The organism is Chryseobacterium tagetis, assembly GCF_016735585.2.
In the GTDB taxonomy this organism is placed as follows: domain Bacteria; phylum Bacteroidota; class Bacteroidia; order Flavobacteriales; family Weeksellaceae; genus Chryseobacterium; species Chryseobacterium tagetis.
Genome location: NZ_JAERSE020000002.1, coordinates 773,028 through 792,536, shown reverse-complemented (window position 1 = coordinate 792,536; position 19,509 = coordinate 773,028). Strand labels below are relative to the sequence as shown.

Sequence of the window (19,509 nt, the reverse complement as noted above, 5' to 3'; positions counted from 1 at the left end):
CTTACGTAAAAAAACATGAGCAAAATCAGTGACTTAGATTGATATTTATAATGATTATAAATTGTGAGGTTTTTCATTATTAAGTAACTTTATAGAAAGTTATTTCAACTGCAAAATCACAAAAATTAAACCTAAATAAAAATTTCAATCACAATGAATTACAGAATAGAAAAAGACACCATGGGCGAAGTGCAGGTTCCTGCAGATAAGTTTTGGGGTGCACAGACAGAGCGTTCAAGAAATAATTTCAAAATCGGTCCGGAAGGTTCTATGCCACACGAAATTATTGAAGCTTTTGCTTATTTAAAGAAAGCTGCAGCTTTTGCCAACACCGATCTGGGTGTTCTTTCCGCTGAAAAAAGAGATATGATTGCGAATGTTTGCGAAGAAATCTTAGAAGGAAAATTGAATGATCAATTTCCTTTGGTGATCTGGCAAACAGGTTCGGGAACACAGTCTAATATGAATGTGAATGAGGTAGTATCAAACAGAGCTCATGTCAACAATGGCGGAACTTTAGGCGAAAAATCAGAAATTCACCCAAATGATGATGTGAATAAATCTCAATCCTCTAATGATACGTATCCAACAGCAATGCACATTGCAGCCTATAAAAAAGTGGTTGAAACAACAATTCCTGCGGTTGAAAAATTAAGAGATACTTTAGCTCAAAAATCAGAAGCCTTTAAAGATGTCGTTAAGATCGGAAGAACGCATTTAATGGATGCCACTCCTTTAACGCTAGGACAGGAGTTTTCAGGATATGTAGCCCAATTAAATTTCGGAATTAAAGCATTAAAAAATACCTTACCTCATCTTTCCGAATTAGCTTTGGGAGGAACTGCAGTGGGAACAGGATTGAATACACCTCAAGGATATGATGTAAAAGTAGCAGAATATATTTCAAAATTTACTAACCATCCATTTGTAACCGCCGAAAATAAATTTGAAGCACTGGCTGCTCACGATGCTCTAGTAGAATCTCACGGAGCTTTAAAGCAACTGGCGGTTTCTTTGTATAAGATTGCTCAGGATATACGATTGCTGGCTTCCGGACCGCGTTCGGGAATCGGGGAAATTCATATTCCGGAAAATGAACCGGGTTCTTCTATCATGCCTGGAAAAGTAAATCCTACCCAAAATGAAGCGATGACAATGGTTTGTGCTCAGGTTTTAGGAAATGACACCACCATTTCTTTTGCAGGAACGCAGGGAAATTACGAACTGAATGTATTCAAACCGGTGATGGCTTTCAATTTCTTACAGTCTGCCCAACTAATTGCTGATGCATGTATTTCATTCAACGATCATTGTGCTGTAGGAATTGAACCGAATCACGAGAGAATCAAAGAACTGGTTGACAAATCATTGATGTTGGTAACCGCTTTGAACACCCATATCGGGTATGAAAATGCTGCAAAAATCGCAAAAACCGCTCATAAAAATGGCACAACACTAAAAGAAGAAGCCATCAATCTTGGACTTTTAACTGCTGAACAGTTTGACGAATGGGTAAAACCTGAAGATATGGTGGGAAGCCTGAAATAAGAAATTAGATTTAAAAATTAAATATTTGTACGAAAAACGCCGGAAAATTTTCCCGGCGTTTTTTCAATCTATCTATGAATGTTACTACGTGTCTATGTTGTTTTCTGAAAGAATTTTATGGCTTCCTGAATATTTTTGTCTTGTAATAAGTCATTAAAATTATCCTGTTTTGAAATAAGAACATCAGGAGTAATCTGCTTATAATAATTACCGTTTCTGTCACAGTCATATCCCAGACTCAGAGGCATCCTTGCATTAAAAGGCAGTTCAACAACCATATTTGACGTGGTTTTCCCATTCGTATTTTCGCCTATGAAAAGAGTATTGGATCTCCCTTTAAATGCTAAAGCTGTAATTTCCCCGGCACTTGCTGTTAATACTCCTGTTATTACCGCTACTTTAGACGTATCTGCCAATTCTCCATTGGGGTTTATATAAGCAGGGTTCTTATATCCTTCATTATAAACTCCTTTGTTTAACTTTACTGAACTCTTTAATTTCTTATCCTCATCAAGAACTCCCCACACTATATTGTCTCCCAACAGATCATACAAAGCCAGTATCATTGGTGCAGCATTTCCTCCTGTGTTAAAACGCAGATCCAGAATCCAGCCTTCTAGTTTATTTTTAGTTTTCGTTTCCGCAATCTGATCATATAAAGGCTGAGCAATTTTATGAACATTTGCAGCACTAAAATCATCAAATGACAGATGAGGCATCAGAATATACCCAAATTTACCATCCAATACTTTCACCTCAAACCCAGGTTTCGCAGCAAATTTTTTCTGCCATTCTTCACTGAACATCTCTTTGGAAATATTTACTACAGGTCCGTAAGTTTTGCCTTGATAAGTTACACTGGAGTGATCTGCATTTATTTTCTCTAGGAGACCTTTAATTTCCTGTAAAGAACTTTTAAAATCTTTAGCCTTATTCAGATTTTGGAAAGTTTCTACCTTCAGCTTTTTCCAGTCATAATCTTTTCTGTGCAGATAAGCTACTTCTAAAGATTTGAATATTTTATCATAAAATACTTTTATACTGTCCTGAGATGTTTTTTCCTTTTGTGCATTTGCTGTAGAAGACAACCCGAAAATACAGAGAAGTGCTACAAAGAGTCTGATGTTTTTGTTCATTAATTGTATTGTGATTTGGTTACATTTTCAGTCTGGTTTTACCACCAAAGTGCCAATCCGAAAACTAAAGCTTTATCATTTTCAAAATTCCCGTTTTTAAAGAAGTTTCCGAAATCTTTTTTCACGAAAATACTAAAATCATTGTAAGAAACGGTAAACTGACCTCCATAAATAAAAGGACTTACCTGATAATTGCTTCTGTCTCTGTCGCTTATTCCTTCGCCTTTCATAATATTGTTGGTAGACATTTTAACTCCTCCATACACATTCGCTCCAACTTTAAATCCATTCTGATAATCTCTGTACTGAATATCCATTCCTGCATTTTTCAGCTTTGAAAAATTATACTGGAATCCCAACGGGACCATAATATATCCTGTTCTAAGCTTACTTTTGTTCAATCCTTTTTCATAATTGGCCAGATAAACATTAGAGTTCACATCTTTGGCAACAAACATATTGTTATCAATGTTCAATGTTCTCCACGAAAAACCGATTCCGGAAATCAATCCCCAAGGACTCGTTCTACTGAACTGATAATTAAATTTCAATCCGAATTCGAAATTTCCGGCATATCCTAAATTTTTATCTAAAGCGTTATCAGCTTCGCTGTTGGTCAGATTCATAATTCCGTAAGAAATATACCCTGTAAAGTTCTTTGTCGGTCTGAATTTTTTCAACAGTTTCTCTTTCAATTCTTCGTTGGAGGTAACATCGGAGTTGAGTAATGAATATCTTACCTGCTTCTGGATAACCGTATCCAAATCAAACCCTAATTCCTCAATTCTCTGATCTATTCTTTCTGAAAAACGGTCTGCTATTACAGATTTCTGTTTGTCAAATTCTGCCTTATCAAGATTTTTCGCCTGAAGAGTCAGCAATTCGGCTTCCATCATTTTCTTTTCCTCCTGAATGATTGCATCTATTTTTCTGGCATATTCATCCACTTTTTCCTTTACAATAGGGCTTACTTCTGTATCTACTTTCGGTTGAAGATTTACCAACGGCTTTCTTTGCGCATATATTGATGTGGAAACAAGACATACGAATCCCATCATGATCATTTTTTTAATCATATTATTAATTTTTTATTGTTAAAATTTAGTATTATCTGCCGTTCAGATCAACGGTTGCGACATTGCTTTCTTTTGTTTTTTCGATCACATCCTTATGCTCTACCGAGAAAAGTAAAGTAGCAGGATCTACGTATTTTTTTCTTTTCACAGGAGTTTTTACAGCATCTTCTGTTTTCGCCATCACTTTATCTGCCGGAACAGGAATTTTAGAGATTTCAGGAGTAACAATCGCTTGAGCTTCATCTTTGGGAGTTGCTTTTTGCGTTTGCTCAGCCAAAACTTTCGGCGACTGTTGAACCTCATTAATTGTTTTAGTTAAAGGCTCTTTAGTTTCCTGAATTACCTTCTTCTCTGCATATACAGGTTTTGTAACTGTATTTTCCTCCAACTTTTCTGTGGCTTTTTTCTGCTGAGAAACCTCTTTTACCTTTGCAATCTTACTCTCCTGAATATTATTTTTTTCTGCAGGATTTGAAAAGATAATAAATCCCAACCCAAAAAGAAGTACCATACATGCCGCCATCAATATCCAGTTCATTGGGAATTTAGAATGAGGTTTTTCTTTCTGCAATTCTATTTCAGCCCAGAGATCTCTTGAAGGAGCAATTTCTCTTTCTCCGATCTGGTTTTTTATCTGGTTTTCTAAATTATCTCTGAATGTGTTCATTTTTCATTGTTTTTTGTTGTTGAAGATAAAGCACTCTCAGCTTCTCTTTCGCCCGAAACAGTTGGGTTTTGCTCACCGCAGTGGAAATTTTCAGCGTATCGGCAATTTCCTGGTGCGAATAGCCTTCTAATACATACAGGTTGAAAACCATTCTGTACGCATCCGGAAGCTGATCCAAAAGATCCTGAGCGCTGAAGTCAAAAATCACTTCTTCTTCCGGCGTTTCAATCATAAATGAAGGATTGATATCATCAATATAAAAAACGGTTTTATGACTTTTTATAAAGTTGAGGCATTCATTAACGACGATTCGTCTTGCCCATCCTTCAAGATTGCCCTCTCCACGAAAGCTTTCAATGTGCTTAAAAATTTTGCAAAAAGCTTTAATGACACAATCTTCCGCCTGATACAAATCGCTGATGTAGCTTTTCCCTACACTCAGAAACTTTTTGACGTTCTGTTCATAAAAAACTTTCTGTGCAGCCGGATCCTGTTTCTTGAGGCGGCTGAGCAAATCTTCTTTTTTATTTCCAAATAAAAGCTTCATGAATTATCTGTTTCTATCTTAAAGACAACAAAGTTTTAAAAAGGTTACACAAAAAAATATTTTTTTTGAAAAAAGATAATCTTTATTACTTACTACTTTAATTTTCTACACTCCGATTGTCATTCCGCAGGAATCTAAACTCCTTATTTTATAATACTGTAGAGATTCCTACGGAATGACAAACATGATGTTAAAAAACGTTTTAATTAAATTAAAAAAAGACAGAAAAATTCTGCCTCCTTATTTTTATCCTGAAAATTCATCCAGCATATTTCTGGTCGGAACAAAGAAAAGCGTTCCTGTAACCGCTGTACTGAAATCTAAAATCCTGTCGTAATTTCCCGGAGGATTTCCGATAAACATATTCGTCAGCATTTTTCTCGTGGTTGAAAATGTACTGGCATAAGAAATAAAATACGTTCCGAATTCTCCTGTTGAAGGTTTTCCAAAAGGCATATTATCTCTTACAATTTTCAGCTCTTCTCCGTTTTCATCTTCAATATTGGCCAATGCAATGTGGGAATTTGAAGGTTTCACATCATCTGACATTTCAATATCGTGTTCTTTGGATCTTCCGATTACTTTCTCCTGCTCCTCTGTGGAAAGATTTCCCCAAGCTTTCATATCATGAAGATATTTCTGGGTAAAAAGGTAACTTCCCCCCTTGTATGCTTCATCTTCATCCCCAATTTTAGCAAAAAAATCACGGTCTTCATTATGCGGGTTTTCTGTTCCGTCTACAAAACCCAGTATGGAACGGTCATCCCAATATTTAAATCCGTGAATTTCCAAAACACTTTCTGCAACAGGCGACAATCGTTTTGAAATTTCGATCGCCATATCGAAAATGATACTTTTATCATCCGCTCTCAGATGAAAGTGCAGATCTCCCGGTGTAGAAACTGCGGTATGCTTCTCCCCTTTTATTTCCTCAAAACTGGTAAGTTCTTTAGGCAATGGTGTTGGAAGACCCAGCATATTCCAGGCGTTGTATCCAATTCCCATTACACAGCTGGCTCTGCTATCCGGAAATCTGTTAAAAACAGAATTATTAAGATTCAGTACCAATGCACACAATTGCTGAAAAGTATCTTTCAATTTAGGATTATCCTCCAGTTTCCAGACCATGAAAATGGTATTACTGTTGGGATAATCGGTAACGTTTTGGGATTCAGAACTCGACATCATTTTGGTTTTATGTTGGTTTTAAATCACTTCCTCAGGTTTAGAAACCTGATCTGCAAAATACTGCTCAAGATCTTTCAGTGTTTCAGGATTCGTCTGGATATCTTTTACCAACTGTCCTTTATTTACCACTACAATTCTGTTACAAACTTCTGTGGTATGGGAAAGATCGTGGCTTGAAATAAGGAAAGTCACCCCGTCCTGTTTTGATAATTCTTTGATTAAGTTTTTAAGCTTAATTTGTGTAGAAGGGTCAAGATTGGCAAAGGGCTCATCCAGGATAATGATCTCCGGATTCCCGATAATAGCTCCAACGATTCCTACTTTTTTCTGATTTCCTTTAGAAAGATCACGGACATATTTTCCCGAATTTAAAATCTCTCCGTTAAAAAGATCATGAAACTGTTTTAAAAATTCATCTACAGAAGCTTTGTTCTGGCCTCTCAGTTCTCCGATGAAGTAAAAATATTCTTCCGGAGTAAGGTATCCTATCAAAAAAGAATCATCTACGAACGCTGAAACTTTATTTTTCCATGCTTCAGATTCGTTTACTTTTATTCCGTCGATGCTTACAAAACCTGTCGTTGCCTGAATAAGATCAAGCATTAAGCTGAAAAGGGTCGTTTTTCCGGCTCCGTTATTTCCTACCAACCCGAAAGTTTCTCCATTGGGAATTTCAAGGTTTTCTATATTTAAAACGGTTGCTTTACCGTATGTTTTTGATAAATTATTAATTGTGATCATACTAATCTTTGTTTTTGAATGCTTCTAATGTACTGTATTTTTCTACCTTATAATGTTTTACGATAATGTCGAAGATCTTTTCTCTTAAGACAAATCCGATCAACCCCATTATTGCCACACTGATAATTCCCGCTGTAATTCCGAGAGAAAGTTTTACAATTGCGAATACCACCATTGGTAAAAACATTTTCGGAATTAATAAGAGCAAAGCTTTTATATTAAAACTGTTCTTCTGCCCGAATCTCTTTTCTTTAGAATTCAGATCGATCTGCATTTTATTGAAGGCACCCGACCAAAGTGTAAACTGAGAATTAACCCCAATATTATAAATCCCGGCTGCAAAAAAAGTCAGATACATTTCCCAGCCAAAATAGGCATAGCAAACCGCCAGTACCATAGAAGCTGCTGTTACAATATTCATCAGCCACCATTTTGCTTTTAAATATTCTTTATAAGGAACATTCAGGGTCATCATTAGCGGATAATATGAACTGTCGAATGCCGGAACTCTCTGCCCGAATAAAAACTGAAAACCTCCTGTCACAAACAGCCCCATAAACATCATCATCGCCGGAGTCTTATATATTGATGAAGAAAACATAAGCATTCCATAAAAAAGGAACAACACGCTTCCCAGTAAAATCCCTTTGGCCACTTTGTTTCGTTTCAGCATTTTAATATCGTTATTGATAAAGGTCCCGATAGCTCCGTATTTATTCAGGAAAGCAATATTCTCCGTTTTCCCGATGTCTTTTTTTACTTCCAGCCCTTCATCCAGATAGAACACTTTATGGATATGATTGAAACAAATCTTCCATAAGCCGGTAAACAACAGGATTGAAATGACGATGAAGTAAGGTCTTTCATAAAAATTAAAGAAAAACTTTTCGGAATATTCCAGTACCGGAACAATGTGATAATACGTAAGACCTCCCACTGCTGCGAAAATACATCCGACAACAATGGCTACCGTTTCTTTTTCATTGAAAAGGATATTGATGAAGTTGTTCAGATAAAACAACAGAGAAATCCCAAGGAACCATGTAAAAACTCCGATCACATCGTATCCGTTAAATATCGCAATCCCCGAGAACGTTATAAAAAACAGGGAATTCAGCCAGCTGAAAGCAGACAGAAAAGTCTTGCTCAGCATATAATTGACCAATGTTTTCTTAGGAATATTTAAGGTAAGAAAAGGCTTGATGTTCTGCGTTGGCATTTCCTGCCACATGTATTTCATAATGAGATCAACCGCCCAGGCTATAATTAAAAATTTAGATACCACCTTCATCGGGTTTCCATGCATATCCTCCTGAATATAGAAGAATGCTATAAATGCTCCCGCAACGAGGCATCCCATAAAATAAAGAATCCCCAAAAGACGGAAAATCTTCATCGCCAGATTGATCCCTAGGGAAGAACCCCGGAAAAAGCTTTTGAACTCTAGTCTCAGAAATTTAAAAAACATAGTTATCTTTTTTACATTAGTAAATATATGGGGAAAAATGTTACAAATTTTAATGAGATAAGCAGAGATAAATTTATTTTCGTCAAAACAAACCTGTTTGTAATCACCGGAATTTTTTGTCCTATTAAAAAATGAATGAAACAGAATTTCAGCTTCATAAAAAAAGACCTCTGTATTTATCAGAAGTCTTCTTATATTTTTAATTTAAATTGTGATTATCCTATTAGCTCTTTCGCTTGTGCCATCGCCGCTTCCGTAATCTTACTCCCGGAAAGCAACTGGGCAATTTCTTGGAGTTTTTCTTCACTGCTTAAAGGAACAATAGTAGATTGGGTCTTTCCGGAAACATCCTGCTTTACCACTTTATAGTTATCATTTCCTTTTGCTGCTACTTGTGCGAGGTGAGAAATTACGATCAGCTGCATATCTGCAGACATTTCACGCATCAGGTTTCCGATCTCTTCGGCTACTTTTCCTGAAACTCCGGTATCAATCTCATCCAAGATCAATGTCGGAAGCTCGTCACTTTCTGCAATGATCTTCTTTACGGCTAACATGACACGCGATCTTTCTCCTCCTGAAATAGCGGTTTGAATAGGCTTTAAAGGAAAACCTGAGTTTGCCTGAAACAGCAACTGAATATTTTCTTTCCCGAATTGATTAAAATCCGGGGAATCCTGTAATTGAATATCTACTTTCGCTTTTTCTAATCCTAACTTTTTAAGCAGATCTTCAGCTTTTTTAATAAAAACAGGAATGCTTTTCTTTCTGTTTTTTGAAAGCGTTTCAGCAAGGTTTTGAAGCGTTTTTTCTTTTTTAACGATACTTTCTGAAATCTCAGCAATGCTGGCTTCCAGTTCAGAAGCACCCTGCTGTTCTCCGGCTAACTGATCTCTGATCTCTTTCAGTTCCTCGATTCCGGAAACACTGTGCTTCAGGAATAATGAATTGATCTTATTATTAAGTTCAGAAAGTAAAGCAAGATTTTCAGGATTTATTTCAATTTTTTCAGCTTCATGTTCCAGTTCGGAAATAATATCTTTTAATTCTACAAAAGACGTTTCCAGTCTGTTGTCAAGATCTGAGAAAGTGTTTGAAACTTCGGAGATCTTAGATAATTTATTTTTAGCTTCATTAAAGAATGAAAGAATTCCGACTTCTTCCTGATGAAATCTGGATAAAACCTGCGCTAGATTTTCGGAGATCATTTCAGCATTTTCCTGAATGGACAGTTGATTTTGCAGCTCCTGATAATCTACATCATCCAGTTGCAATTCTTCGAGCTCGTTCAGTAAAAATTCTTTATAATCGCTTTCTTTATTGGTTTCCGCAAGCTGGGTCTGAAGTTTTTTGAGCTGGGTCTTCAAACTTTGAAAGTCTGAAAATTCAAACTGGTATTCTTCTACCTTATTTTTATTCTCAGAAAGCCCGTCAATAATTTTGAACTGGTATTCTGCTGTAAAAAGGTTTGAAGTTTCAAACTGAGAGTGGATATCTATAAGCTGAGAAGAAAGTTCCTTTAACACATCCAAAGTCACCGGAACATCATTGATAAAAGCTCTGGATTTTCCGGACGGAAGAATCTCTCTTCTTATAATGGTCTGTTGATCGTAATCAAGATCATTTTCTATAAAGAATTTCTTAAACCGGTTGTTTAATGCAAACTCGGTTTCTACGACACTTTTTTCTTCGGTATTGGAGATCGATTTTATATCTGCTCTTTCTCCTAAGATAAGACGAAGCGCACCCAAAATAATTGATTTACCGGCTCCCGTTTCTCCGGTAATTACCTGTAGTCCCTTATTTAACGATACATCAAGTACATCAATAAGTGCAAAGTTTTTTATATAGATTCTCGAAAGCATAAATCAGTAGCAGATTACGATTGTTACTGCAAATATAAAATTTCCAATTAAGAATTAATCATCAGATTTTCTACTTCCACTTATTCCACTTAGAGTCAGTGTATTTCGGAGCGAAAACAATCATAAGTTGTTTTAGATCGCCCAATATAATTCCTCCGTTATTTCCGGTATTGAACACATTGAAGATTTCATCATTTTTTGCTTCAATAAAAATATTGAACGCATAGTTCTGCTGAAAATTATTTTCATACGTTTTCAACTGCATTAAACCATCAAAAATAGCTTTTTTGGAAGGAGTCTGATCTTGATTATAAAGACCGTCTAATCCGATTCTGTGGTACGTATAAAAAGTATTTCTTAACTGATTGGTATTTGAATTCAGCAATGTACTGATCAGATTCCCTCTTGTTCGGGGACCTTCTGTACCTAATTGGGACCAACCTTCGTAGTTTCTGTTCTGAGAATTCTGCGCAATCTGCTGTGCTTTTGTAAACCACTGTGTTCCGCCCATCGCCTGAAAGCTGTCTGCGTCATAACCCAAGATCAGATAAACGTAAAAACTGATGACATCGATCAGATTCTTTCCGGAAAACTGTCTTTCGTTGAAAATTAAGTTTTCATTTTCCACATATTCGAATCCGAATTTGGTATCCTGAATATTAATCAGAGGTGATTCGTAGCTTGTATTGAATACGGGACGAACCGCCTGTACAACAATACTTCCTTTATAATTATTCCCATCTTTTTCGCTGATGATAATTGCAAAATTTGATTTAATTTTTTCAAAGTTCTGTAATTTTTTCCCGGTCCAGCTCGTGTTATTAATAAAATCTCTAAGGCTTTTCTCAAGGGTTTTATAGACCTGCTGATTACTTCCTCCCATCTGCTGAGCATTGATCTGCACTGTGGAAAGCAATTCCTGAGAAAAACTAACATTATATAGGAAAAATATAAAAAGTATGCTTAAAATTCTTTTCATTGTTTATTTAAAAATTGAGAACGGAAATTTATAAAAATTATTTTAATAGCTGATTTTCAATAAAGTTGAAAATATCTTTAGCTACTTCGTCTTTAGATTTCAGATCAAATTCTGTTTTTTCTGTTTTTGTGAAGATTTTTATTTTGTTGGTATCATTTTTAAAACCGGCACCTTCATCTCTCAAAGAGTTCAGAACGATCATATCCAGATTTTTCTTTTCTAATTTTCCTTTGGCATTTTCTTCTTCATTCTGCGTTTCCAAAGCAAATCCAACCAAAAACTGATGATTCTTTTTCTCACCCATTGTTTTCAGAATATCCGGATTCTTAATGAGTTCTATGGTTAAATTATCATCATTTTTCTTGATTTTCTCTTTCGCCACTTCTTTCGGTGCATAGTCTGCAACCGCTGCACTGGCAATAGCAACATCTACATTTTCATAGAACTGAAACACTTCTTCCAGCATTTCTTTTGCGGATGTTACTCTATGAATTTCAATGTTCTGAATATTTGTTTTTTCTGCACTCGGTCCGGAAATCAAAATAACTTTCGCTCCTCTTTTTGCCGCTTCTTCTGCCAAAGAAAATCCCATTTTTCCTGAGGAATGATTTCCAATAAAACGAACGGGATCAATCGCTTCATAGGTTGGCCCTGCAGTAATAAGAATTGTTTTTCCTTCTAACGTTTTATGTTGAGTGGAATTAAAAAACTCTTCAATCTTTTTTACGATGGTTTCAGGTTCTGCCATTCTTCCCTGTCCTATCAATCCACTCGCAAGTTCACCGCTTTCTGCCGGAATGATGTAATGACCGTAGCTTTCTGCCAGTTCAAGGTTTTTCTTGGTGGAAGGATGCTGGTACATATCCAAATCCATTGCAGGTGCAATAAATACAGGGCATTTCGCCGACATATAGGTTGCAATCAGCAAATTATCACAGGTTCCGTGAACCATTTTCGACAATGTATTGGAAGTACATGGAGCCACAATGATTACATCTGCCCATAATGCCAGTTCTACGTGACTGTTCCACGTTCCGTTATCCCCATAGAAATCCGTATACACCGGTTTCTTTGACAAGGTAGAAAGGCTTAGTTTAGTAACAAATTTTTCTGCATCGGGAGTCATGATAACCTGAACCTCTGCTCCTTTTTTCACAAAGTCTCTTATCAAGAAATGAATTTTGTAGGCTGCAATTCCTCCAGAAACGGCGATCAGTATCTTTTTGCCGGAAACACTCATTGAGTTTTATTTTTTTGAATCACTAATTTACTTATTTTTCCTTTAACAGCCATTATATAAAATAGCAAAGGTCATAAAGAAACGAATTCCTCTATGACCTTTCTATATTTAAAAGACAGATAATTACTTTCTATCTTCTGTTTTTCTGAAATATACATCATCATTTAACCATTCTTCAATTGCGATAGAAGTTGGTTTTGGAAGTTTTTCATAGTGTTTAGAGATTTCAATCTGCTCTCTGTTTTCAAAAACTTCTTCCAATGTAGAGTTGTGAACCGCAAATTCATCCAGTTTATTGTGTAATTCTGTACGAATTTCTGCATTGATCTGCTCTGCTCTCTTTCCCATGATAACAATAGCTTCATAGATTGAACCTACTTTATCTTCAATCTTGTCTTTATTGTAAGTAATTGTATTTACTTCTGCTTTTGTATCTTTTACGCTCATTTTGAGAAATTTATTTTATTTTAAGATGGCAAATTTACAAATTATCTTTGAATTTTGAAAGTCGCCGCAGGTGGAGGTGTCTGAAGCGCCGCACTGTCTCTCTGAATCTGCATTGCTTTTTTCTCAGCAGAAATCTGATCTTTCAGCTGCTGCTCGGTTTTTGCCTTATCTGCAAGCTTAGCCGCTTCTTTCTTCTGTTTCTCTGTAAGAATCGCCATTCTAGCTTCTACATTTTTCTTTACAACGGCAAAATCTTTCTTATCTCTTTCCAGTTTTTGTCTCAGATCTAAAGCTGTTTTTGCATAGTCTGTGTTAGGAAGATCTTTTTCTACCTGTTTTGTAAAAGAAATAGCACTTTCAATACGCTCTTCTTTCAGATCATATACAGATTTTACAGCCAGTTCATAACGAGACTTCATGATAAAGTCATAAATCTTCGGACGAAGCTTTGTACTTGGGAAATCTTCCAAAACGTTCTCCAACGCAACATTGGCAGACTTATAATCTCCCATTTTGAAATACTGTCTTGCATTTTCGTATGCCTTAAATTCTAATTTATAAGAAAGTTCATCAATCAATGTATTGATGTTTTTTGACCTTTCAGAGTTTGGATAGTTATTAATAAAATCCTGAAGCTCATTAATAGCCAGTTCTGTACTAGACTGATCTAAGTTGTAATCCATAGATCCCTCATAATAGCACAATGCAGACATATATGCCGCTTCTTCTGCTCTAGGATCTTTAGGAAAACTTACTGCAAAATTCTTAAACTGATGCCCTGCAAGTTTATAACTTTTATCATAATAGTTTGCATAGGCCGTGTTGAAACCTACATTAGGAAAATCATCCGTCCCTGCCACCAAATTGGTAAGTCTGTCATATAGAGCCAACGCATTTTTCCACTTCTTTTTTGCAAAATTTTCGTTTGCCGCCTTTAAAATGTAAGTTTTATCAGCACTCTTCATAGCTCTTTCCTGCTGGCTCACACATGATACAACAACAGATAGTGCAAAAAGACCTAAAATATATTTTTTCATATAAAAAATTCAACAGTTTTCGGATTTTAAAGCCGATTTACTAATTTGCAAAAATATAACTTTTTTGTCAAAAGATTTTTTTTTATGATTATTTAACGTAATTTTAGTCTGCAGCGTATCCCAAAATTGCAAAAACACTTAATAAAAGATTCATTCTGATTTTTTTCTCAGCTTCTTTTGCATACGTTTCGTCATTTTTATGAGGAACATACAGTTCATAAAAATTTCTGTTTCTAATCACAAATAAGGTAGACCCGATAATGGTGGTTAAGATATCTTCAGGTTTTGGAGTAAAGGTAAATACACCGGAAGCTACTCCTTTTTTGATTACTTCATCTATTTTTTTCACAAAAAGCTGATAGAAATCCAACAGTTCATCTTTCAAATTATCCGTATGCCTAAGCTCCTGAGTGACGAACCCATGAAAATAATTGTATTTAAAAAGCTGGGTCACGATGAATTTAATCATTTCCTTCATCTGCATCTCCGGCTTCCCGTCTTTAATCGTATCAGCAAATTCTGAAAAATTCTCTCTTGTTTTCAAAACCCTGTACTGATAGAGATAGGACATCATTTTTTCCTTAGATCCAAAATAATACGAGATCATTGCCACATTTATATTCGCTTTCGAAGAAATATCCCTTACAGAAGTTCCTTCATATCCTTTTTTTGCAATAAGTTCTTCTGCTATATCTAAAATATGAATCTGCTTTTCAGTAAACTTTTTTCTCATGAGGGTCGAGTTTGAGTAAAGTTAGGAAATTTTTAACATATTTATAAACGTTTGTTTAGAATTGTTGACCCGAGTTTTAAAATTCGTATTTTTGATCATGAATTACTTTGATTTTCATCATCATAAGAAGTACATCAGAGAGGGAATTTATAATTTGGATATAGAACAAATCCCTCCCGATTTCTCCTATTCTATCGGAATTCATCCTAAGGATATTGATATTCATGATATAAAGGGTCAGTTTGAATGGATGGAAAGCATGATGTTTAAAAATTGCATTGCGATCGGGGAATGTGGCTTAGACTCATTTGTTCCTATTGATCAGAAAATTCAGGAAGAGGTATTTCTTAAACAGATAGAGCTTTCCAATGAGGTGAAAAAACCTCTCATCATTCATTGTGTACGAAAATTCTATGAAGTAATTTCTTTTAGAAGGAAGGCAAATCAGGCGATGATTATTCACGGATTCAATAAAAAAGAAAGCATTGCACATGATCTTCTTAAAAATAATTTTTATCTGAGTTTTGGAAAAGCCGTTTTGTATAATTTATCTTTGCAGAATACTTTGAAAATTACCCCTTTAAACAGAATCTTTCTGGAAACCGACAACGAAGATTTTGAAATAGCAACATTGTATGAAAAAGTTGCCGATATAAAAGGTATTTCTTTGGAAGTATTGAATGAACATATTTTAGAAAATTTAGAGAACATAGGACATGGATAAATACTGGTTGGAAAGAACGGAACTTCTCATCAAAGAGGAAGGATTGGAAAAGCTAAATAAAGCAAACGTTTTGGTTGTCGGATTGGGAGGTGTAGGTTCTTTTGCAGCAGAATTTCTTGCGAGAGCCGGAGTTGGAAATATGACGATTGTAGATGGCGACACTGTGGATATCACCAATATTAACAGACAACTTCCGGCGCTACATTCAACTGTGGGAAAACATAAAGTAGAAGTTGTAGGAGAAAGGCTTTTAGACATTAATCCTAAACTGGCTTTAATTAAAATCAATGAATTTCTGAATCCTGAAAGAATGGATCAGGTTCTTGATGAAGGAAACTTCAATTATATTCTTGACTGTATCGACAGCGTAACTCCCAAACTTAAATTACTGATTGCTGCAAGAAGAAGAAAGATAAAGGTAGTAAGCTCTATGGGAGCCGGCGGAAAAGTCGACCCAAGCAAAGTAATGGTAAGAGACATCAGTAAAAGCCACAATTGCCATTTAGCAAGACAGATAAGAAAAAGGCTGAAAAAAGAGAAAATAAACAAGGGAATCCGTTGTGTGTTTTCTAATGAAATTCAAAATGAAGAGAGTTTAAAAATGACTGACGGTACCAATTATAAAAGGTCTTTTTACGGAACAATCAGCTATATTCCGGCTATTTTCGGTTTGTATGCTGCTGCTGAAGTTATTAATCATCTTGTAAAGAAAGAGTAAACTTTTTAAACATCCATAAAATGCTTTGATTCTGCTCAGACTGAAATTTTTAAAACCTTATCCTGAGCAAAATCAAAGCATCTCTATTAAAATTCCCCTATATTTACAGTCCGTAAATGACAAACTTCAACTATTCCAAAGCCGAAAAACTCAAAAAAGAGACTGAAATCGCTTTACTTTTCGAAAAAGGTAAATGGAAAACCTGTGGAAATTTAAGGATCATTGTCCTGAAAGAAAAGCCTACAGTTTCTATTGAGCAGGCAAAATTCGGGGTTTCGGTTTCTAAAAGATATTTCAAAAAAGCGGTTCACAGAAACCGTATCAAAAGACTTTTAAGGGAAGCATATCGTTTAAATAAAGGTCTGTTTAAAGAAACTTTCGGAGAGAAAACCTTTGCCATGCTATTTTGGGTTTCTTCTGAAATCCCAGCAAAATTTAAAGAGGTAGAGGAGCAATTTATAAACCTTTGTACGTCTCAAAAAAGGCCGTAACCATTTATCTATTTTTTGTACCTTTAAGAGGAACTATTAATCTGAGAAATAAAATGTTAGATAATATTCCTTACTTTCCTTATATCCTGAGTACATTTATTGGTATAGGTTTGGCTGCTGCCACCGGATTTCGGGTATTTCTTCCTCTTTTTGCGGTGAGTTTAGCCTCTTATTTTCACTGGATTCCTATGAATGAAAGTTTTGAATGGCTTGCCGGTCTTCCGACACTCATTACAACGGGAGTTGCAACCGTTTTTGAAATTCTGGCGTACTATATTCCTTTTTTAGACCACCTTTTGGACACTATCTCTATTCCTATGGCAACTATAGCGGGTTCTATTTTATTTGCAAGCCAGTTTGCCGATTTAGGTACATTTCCTCAATGGGCTTTAGCTTTGATTGCAGGGGGAGGAACGGCTGCGACAATCAGTACCGGATTTGCCGGAATTCGGGCCGCTTCTACAGCAACAACAGGCGGACTGGGAAATCCTGTGGTAGGAACTACTGAAACCGCAGGAGCAGGGCTTATGTCAGTTTTAGCAATGGCCGCTCCTATTATTGCCGCTATACTTGCTATCATTTTCATTTTTATTGCTCTTTCCATCGGAAGAAAAGCATGGAAAAAGCTGAGAGGTAATAAAAGTACCGGTTCAGACTGAAAAATTTCATTTCAACTATAAAAAAAGACGGCTGAAAATGAATTTTCAGCCGTCTTTTTTATTTTATTTTCTTCATATAATTTCCAAAAACAATCCCGAGAGGACCAAAGACAGGAAATAAGATAAGCGCCAGATAAGGCAAAATACCTGATTTATTTTTAAAGAGTGTCGAAATTGCTACAATGTACAATACAATAACAGCAACTGTGAACAATAGTATTTCATAAGGAGTAATAATAAGTAGGCTCATATAATAAATCTAGTTTTTACTACGGAAATCTTTTATTTCCTGGATTTTATTTTTAAAATATTCTTCTTTTTCCGGGTTCTTTTTAATCAAGATTTCAAATGCTTTTATAGCTTTTGTATATAGCTTTTGCTCAAAATATAGTGTTGCCAGTGTTTCAGTCATTAAGTGAGAAATATCGTCATTCTTTTCCTTTACCACATAACTGCTTTCTTCTCTTAATTGACTGATTTTCGGATTATTCTCAATAAAGACTTCGATCGCCTTAGTTTTTATTTCCGTTTCTTCTTTTTCTTTTTCTTCAACATCTTCTACTCTGTCGATTTTCAGCCAACTCTGCCATGTATTGATAAATCCGGGAACATTACTGTCCAAAAGATTTTTCTTTGGCACTTCAGGTAAAGCTTCTTCGATCTTTTCTTTCTGAATTTCTTCTTTTTCTTCTTCTTTATTCTGAACCTCTTTTTCAGGTTGGGCAATCGTCCAGTTTGAGCTAAAGAAAGAAACATTCATCACGGGAACATCTTCTTTATTTTCTTTTGACGTTTGCGGAGTTTCTTCCTCTATTTTAAGTTCTTCTATAGGCTCTTCTTTTTGTTCAGGAATATCATCAATTAATTCAGACGTTTCTTCTACTTTCGATAAAACCTCTTCTTCCCTGAATATTGTTTCCTGTGGTATTTCTATCTTTGGATTCGCTGTTTCTACAGGTTTATTAAGTAAAGAGTCCGGAAGGTTTGATTCAAAGGACATCGGTTTCCATGCAGATCTCACTTCTGTATGTTCTTCAACGACCGGCTTTTCCTCAATATTTTCTTTTTCCGTCTCTATAATATTATCAATAACTTCAGGTTGAGCCTCAATAATTATATTATCCGGTTTCACCTCTCCTTCAGCTTCAGGCACAACTGTTTTCGTTTCAAAACTTTGAGTATCTGCAAAGCTGATTCCGTGATCCGTATTTTTCGGTTCTTCTTCTATTATTTTCTCAGAAACTGCTTTTTCTTTCATTTTTTTCTCAACTTCTTCTATCAGACGGCGCATTTCGTCCTCATGTTTGTTGAGATTGGGTTGAGAAATTTCTGTAATGATCTCTTCAGCATTGTTTGCCTGAATTTTCACTTCCGGCAAGAAAGATTCCATCCCATGAAAGCTTAACTCTTCTTTATCCTGAATATTTTCTTTTTCTGTTGAAATTTTATCTTCATCAATGATCTTTTCAGGAGTAAATTCTGCTGCTTCTATTGCTTTATCTTCTTCTTTTACTTCTATTTCCTCAACCGCTTCAAATTGTTCATTAGATTCGATTTGAACGTCCGGCTGTAATGTTTCTATTTCCTGGAAGCTTACTTCCTGTTCTTCCAGAACTTCTTCTTTTACAGGCTCAGATTCAATGTTTTGTTCTTGAATGATGGTTTCCGGTTCAGATTCTTCTATTTCTTCAAAAGCGTCATGGTTTGCAGTGTTCAAAGAATCAGCATCCAGTGTAATTATATGCGTATTTTCTTCTGTAAGGAAATTCTCTTCTCCTTCAAATAAAATCCGGTTTTTTTCTCCGTTTACATACAAGTAAGTAGCCTCCTGACCAGCTGATTGAAAGTCACATGAAACTCCATCGTTACTAATGGGTCCATTTTCGCTATCTCTTCTTAAAGGAAAACTGCTGTTTTGGTAAAAATTTTGTTTAGGAGCTTCTTCTTTTAAATCTGTTTCTATTTTATTTTCCGGAACAGGCTTCTCTTCAACCTTCGGTTTAGGCTTTTGCTGGATTTTACCGTTGATAAGCTGATAAAGAATCTTTTTATCTGTGGTATACGCAGCTGTTGTGGAAAGCTCTTTCTGATAGTTCTCTCTTTCATACAGATGCACTCCATACAAATGCAGTGCTCTGATATTTTGAATATAGGGAAAAGCATCAATCTCCCCTCTCAAAAGATGTATATCTTCCGGCTGAATGTTTTTTGGATTTTTTAATAGCTCTAAAACTCTAGGATTCAT

At 35.6% G+C, this 19,509-nt stretch carries 20 protein-coding genes; 5 read left to right on the top strand and 15 right to left on the bottom strand.

Going from position 1 to position 19,509, the window contains the following annotated elements:
* The first annotated feature begins 153 nt into the window (after positions 1-153).
* On the top strand, positions 154-1,548 hold the full coding sequence (gene fumC / locus JI747_RS09115; RefSeq protein ID WP_225687918.1) for a class II fumarate hydratase: 1,395 nt from the start codon (positions 154-156) through the stop codon (positions 1,546-1,548).
* 92 nt (positions 1,549-1,640) lie between these two features.
* Here the strand turns inward: fumC and JI747_RS09110 are convergent, their stop codons facing one another.
* From JI747_RS09110 to JI747_RS09050, 13 genes are all read right to left on the bottom strand, one after another.
* Entirely contained in the window at positions 1,641-2,684 is a 1,044-nt protein-coding gene (locus JI747_RS09110) for a S41 family peptidase (protein ID WP_225687916.1), read from the bottom strand.
* Between the two features lie 38 nt (positions 2,685-2,722).
* The gene (locus JI747_RS09105) at positions 2,723-3,760 is read right to left on the bottom strand and encodes an outer membrane beta-barrel protein (protein ID WP_225687914.1); all 1,038 of its coding nucleotides are present in this window, start codon (positions 3,758-3,760) and stop codon (positions 2,723-2,725) included.
* A 31-nt stretch (positions 3,761-3,791) separates the two neighbouring features.
* Complete coding sequence (locus JI747_RS09100; RefSeq protein WP_225687912.1) at positions 3,792-4,427, bottom strand: hypothetical protein; 636 nt, start codon at positions 4,425-4,427, stop codon at positions 3,792-3,794.
* Entirely contained in the window at positions 4,408-4,974 is a 567-nt protein-coding gene (locus tag JI747_RS09095; RefSeq protein ID WP_225687910.1) for an RNA polymerase sigma factor, read from the bottom strand. The genes JI747_RS09100 and JI747_RS09095 overlap by 20 nt, the downstream gene beginning before the upstream one ends.
* Before the next feature lie 246 nt (positions 4,975-5,220).
* Positions 5,221-6,159, bottom strand: coding sequence for a Dyp-type peroxidase (locus JI747_RS09090; RefSeq protein WP_225688243.1), 939 nt, complete (start codon positions 6,157-6,159; stop codon positions 5,221-5,223).
* 21 nt (positions 6,160-6,180) lie between these two features.
* Complete coding sequence (locus tag JI747_RS09085) at positions 6,181-6,903, bottom strand: ABC transporter ATP-binding protein (protein WP_225687908.1); 723 nt, start codon at positions 6,901-6,903, stop codon at positions 6,181-6,183.
* A 1-nt stretch (position 6,904) separates the two neighbouring features.
* Entirely contained in the window at positions 6,905-8,371 is a 1,467-nt protein-coding gene (locus JI747_RS09080) for a DUF5687 family protein (RefSeq protein ID WP_225687905.1), read from the bottom strand.
* Between the two features lie 215 nt (positions 8,372-8,586).
* The gene (locus JI747_RS09075) at positions 8,587-10,236 is read right to left on the bottom strand and encodes a DNA repair protein RecN (protein ID WP_225687903.1); all 1,650 of its coding nucleotides are present in this window, start codon (positions 10,234-10,236) and stop codon (positions 8,587-8,589) included.
* Between the two features lie 70 nt (positions 10,237-10,306).
* Entirely contained in the window at positions 10,307-11,215 is a 909-nt protein-coding gene (porD, locus tag JI747_RS09070; protein WP_225687901.1) for a type IX secretion system protein PorD, read from the bottom strand.
* Positions 11,216-11,252: 37 nt separating this feature from the next.
* On the bottom strand, positions 11,253-12,455 hold the full coding sequence (gene coaBC, locus JI747_RS09065; protein WP_225687899.1) for a bifunctional phosphopantothenoylcysteine decarboxylase/phosphopantothenate--cysteine ligase CoaBC: 1,203 nt from the start codon (positions 12,453-12,455) through the stop codon (positions 11,253-11,255).
* A 123-nt stretch (positions 12,456-12,578) separates the two neighbouring features.
* The gene (locus JI747_RS09060; RefSeq protein WP_225687897.1) at positions 12,579-12,902 is read right to left on the bottom strand and encodes a DNA-directed RNA polymerase subunit omega; all 324 of its coding nucleotides are present in this window, start codon (positions 12,900-12,902) and stop codon (positions 12,579-12,581) included.
* 41 nt (positions 12,903-12,943) lie between these two features.
* Positions 12,944-13,939 carry an outer membrane protein assembly factor BamD gene (locus JI747_RS09055; RefSeq protein WP_225687895.1) on the bottom strand — a complete coding sequence of 332 codons (996 nt, stop codon included), beginning with the start codon at positions 13,937-13,939 and terminating at the stop codon, positions 12,944-12,946.
* 103 nt (positions 13,940-14,042) lie between these two features.
* Positions 14,043-14,672 (bottom strand): TetR/AcrR family transcriptional regulator, encoded by a 630-nt coding sequence (locus tag JI747_RS09050; RefSeq protein ID WP_100377689.1) that lies wholly within the window; start codon positions 14,670-14,672, stop codon positions 14,043-14,045.
* 97 nt (positions 14,673-14,769) lie between these two features.
* On the opposite strand from JI747_RS09050, the gene JI747_RS09045 reads away from it, so the two are divergent.
* The 4 genes from JI747_RS09045 (at position 14,770) to JI747_RS09030 (ending at position 17,264) form a co-directional block, all read left to right on the top strand.
* A complete protein-coding gene (locus JI747_RS09045) occupies positions 14,770-15,396 on the top strand; it encodes a TatD family hydrolase (protein ID WP_225687893.1) in 627 nt (208 codons plus the stop codon).
* The gene (locus JI747_RS09040; RefSeq protein ID WP_225687891.1) at positions 15,389-16,114 is read left to right on the top strand and encodes a tRNA threonylcarbamoyladenosine dehydratase; all 726 of its coding nucleotides are present in this window, start codon (positions 15,389-15,391) and stop codon (positions 16,112-16,114) included. The genes JI747_RS09045 and JI747_RS09040 overlap by 8 nt, the downstream gene beginning before the upstream one ends.
* A gap of 116 nt (positions 16,115-16,230) precedes the next feature.
* Positions 16,231-16,605 (top strand): ribonuclease P protein component, encoded by a 375-nt coding sequence (rnpA, locus tag JI747_RS09035; RefSeq protein ID WP_225687889.1) that lies wholly within the window; start codon positions 16,231-16,233, stop codon positions 16,603-16,605.
* Positions 16,606-16,658: 53 nt separating this feature from the next.
* A complete protein-coding gene (locus tag JI747_RS09030; RefSeq protein WP_225687888.1) occupies positions 16,659-17,264 on the top strand; it encodes a DUF4126 domain-containing protein in 606 nt (201 codons plus the stop codon).
* Between the two features lie 58 nt (positions 17,265-17,322).
* On the opposite strand, the gene JI747_RS09025 is transcribed toward JI747_RS09030, so the two are convergent.
* Positions 17,323-17,514 carry a hypothetical protein gene (locus tag JI747_RS09025; protein ID WP_225687887.1) on the bottom strand — a complete coding sequence of 64 codons (192 nt, stop codon included), beginning with the start codon at positions 17,512-17,514 and terminating at the stop codon, positions 17,323-17,325.
* A gap of 9 nt (positions 17,515-17,523) precedes the next feature.
* A complete protein-coding gene (locus JI747_RS09020; RefSeq protein ID WP_225687886.1) occupies positions 17,524-19,509 on the bottom strand; it encodes a hypothetical protein in 1,986 nt (661 codons plus the stop codon).

What these genes read in the sequence shown, in the direction of transcription:
- JI747_RS09050 (WP_100377689.1), bottom strand. Translation starts at nt 14,672, where the DNA reads ATGAGAAAAAAGTTTACTGAAAAGCAGATTCATATTTTAGATATAGCA.
- JI747_RS09090 (WP_225688243.1), bottom strand. Translation starts at nt 6,159, where the DNA reads ATGTCGAGTTCTGAATCCCAAAACGTTACCGATTATCCCAACAGTAAT.
- rnpA (WP_225687889.1), top strand. Translation starts at nt 16,231, where the DNA reads ATGACAAACTTCAACTATTCCAAAGCCGAAAAACTCAAAAAAGAGACT.
- JI747_RS09080 (WP_225687905.1), bottom strand. Translation starts at nt 8,371, where the DNA reads ATGTTTTTTAAATTTCTGAGACTAGAGTTCAAAAGCTTTTTCCGGGGT.
- porD (WP_225687901.1), bottom strand. Translation starts at nt 11,215, where the DNA reads ATGAAAAGAATTTTAAGCATACTTTTTATATTTTTCCTATATAATGTT.
- JI747_RS09045 (WP_225687893.1), top strand. Translation starts at nt 14,770, where the DNA reads ATGAATTACTTTGATTTTCATCATCATAAGAAGTACATCAGAGAGGGA.
- JI747_RS09085 (WP_225687908.1), bottom strand. Translation starts at nt 6,903, where the DNA reads ATGATCACAATTAATAATTTATCAAAAACATACGGTAAAGCAACCGTT.
- fumC (WP_225687918.1), top strand. Translation starts at nt 154, where the DNA reads ATGAATTACAGAATAGAAAAAGACACCATGGGCGAAGTGCAGGTTCCT.
- JI747_RS09105 (WP_225687914.1), bottom strand. Translation starts at nt 3,760, where the DNA reads ATGATTAAAAAAATGATCATGATGGGATTCGTATGTCTTGTTTCCACA.
- JI747_RS09030 (WP_225687888.1), top strand. Translation starts at nt 16,659, where the DNA reads ATGTTAGATAATATTCCTTACTTTCCTTATATCCTGAGTACATTTATT.
- JI747_RS09020 (WP_225687886.1), bottom strand. Translation starts at nt 19,509, where the DNA reads ATGAATCCTAGAGTTTTAGAGCTATTAAAAAATCCAAAAAACATTCAG.
- JI747_RS09075 (WP_225687903.1), bottom strand. Translation starts at nt 10,236, where the DNA reads ATGCTTTCGAGAATCTATATAAAAAACTTTGCACTTATTGATGTACTT.
- JI747_RS09060 (WP_225687897.1), bottom strand. Translation starts at nt 12,902, where the DNA reads ATGAGCGTAAAAGATACAAAAGCAGAAGTAAATACAATTACTTACAAT.
- JI747_RS09095 (WP_225687910.1), bottom strand. Translation starts at nt 4,974, where the DNA reads ATGAAGCTTTTATTTGGAAATAAAAAAGAAGATTTGCTCAGCCGCCTC.
- JI747_RS09110 (WP_225687916.1), bottom strand. Translation starts at nt 2,684, where the DNA reads ATGAACAAAAACATCAGACTCTTTGTAGCACTTCTCTGTATTTTCGGG.
- coaBC (WP_225687899.1), bottom strand. Translation starts at nt 12,455, where the DNA reads ATGAGTGTTTCCGGCAAAAAGATACTGATCGCCGTTTCTGGAGGAATT.
- JI747_RS09055 (WP_225687895.1), bottom strand. Translation starts at nt 13,939, where the DNA reads ATGAAAAAATATATTTTAGGTCTTTTTGCACTATCTGTTGTTGTATCA.
- JI747_RS09100 (WP_225687912.1), bottom strand. Translation starts at nt 4,427, where the DNA reads ATGAACACATTCAGAGATAATTTAGAAAACCAGATAAAAAACCAGATC.
- JI747_RS09040 (WP_225687891.1), top strand. Translation starts at nt 15,389, where the DNA reads ATGGATAAATACTGGTTGGAAAGAACGGAACTTCTCATCAAAGAGGAA.
- JI747_RS09025 (WP_225687887.1), bottom strand. Translation starts at nt 17,514, where the DNA reads ATGAGCCTACTTATTATTACTCCTTATGAAATACTATTGTTCACAGTT.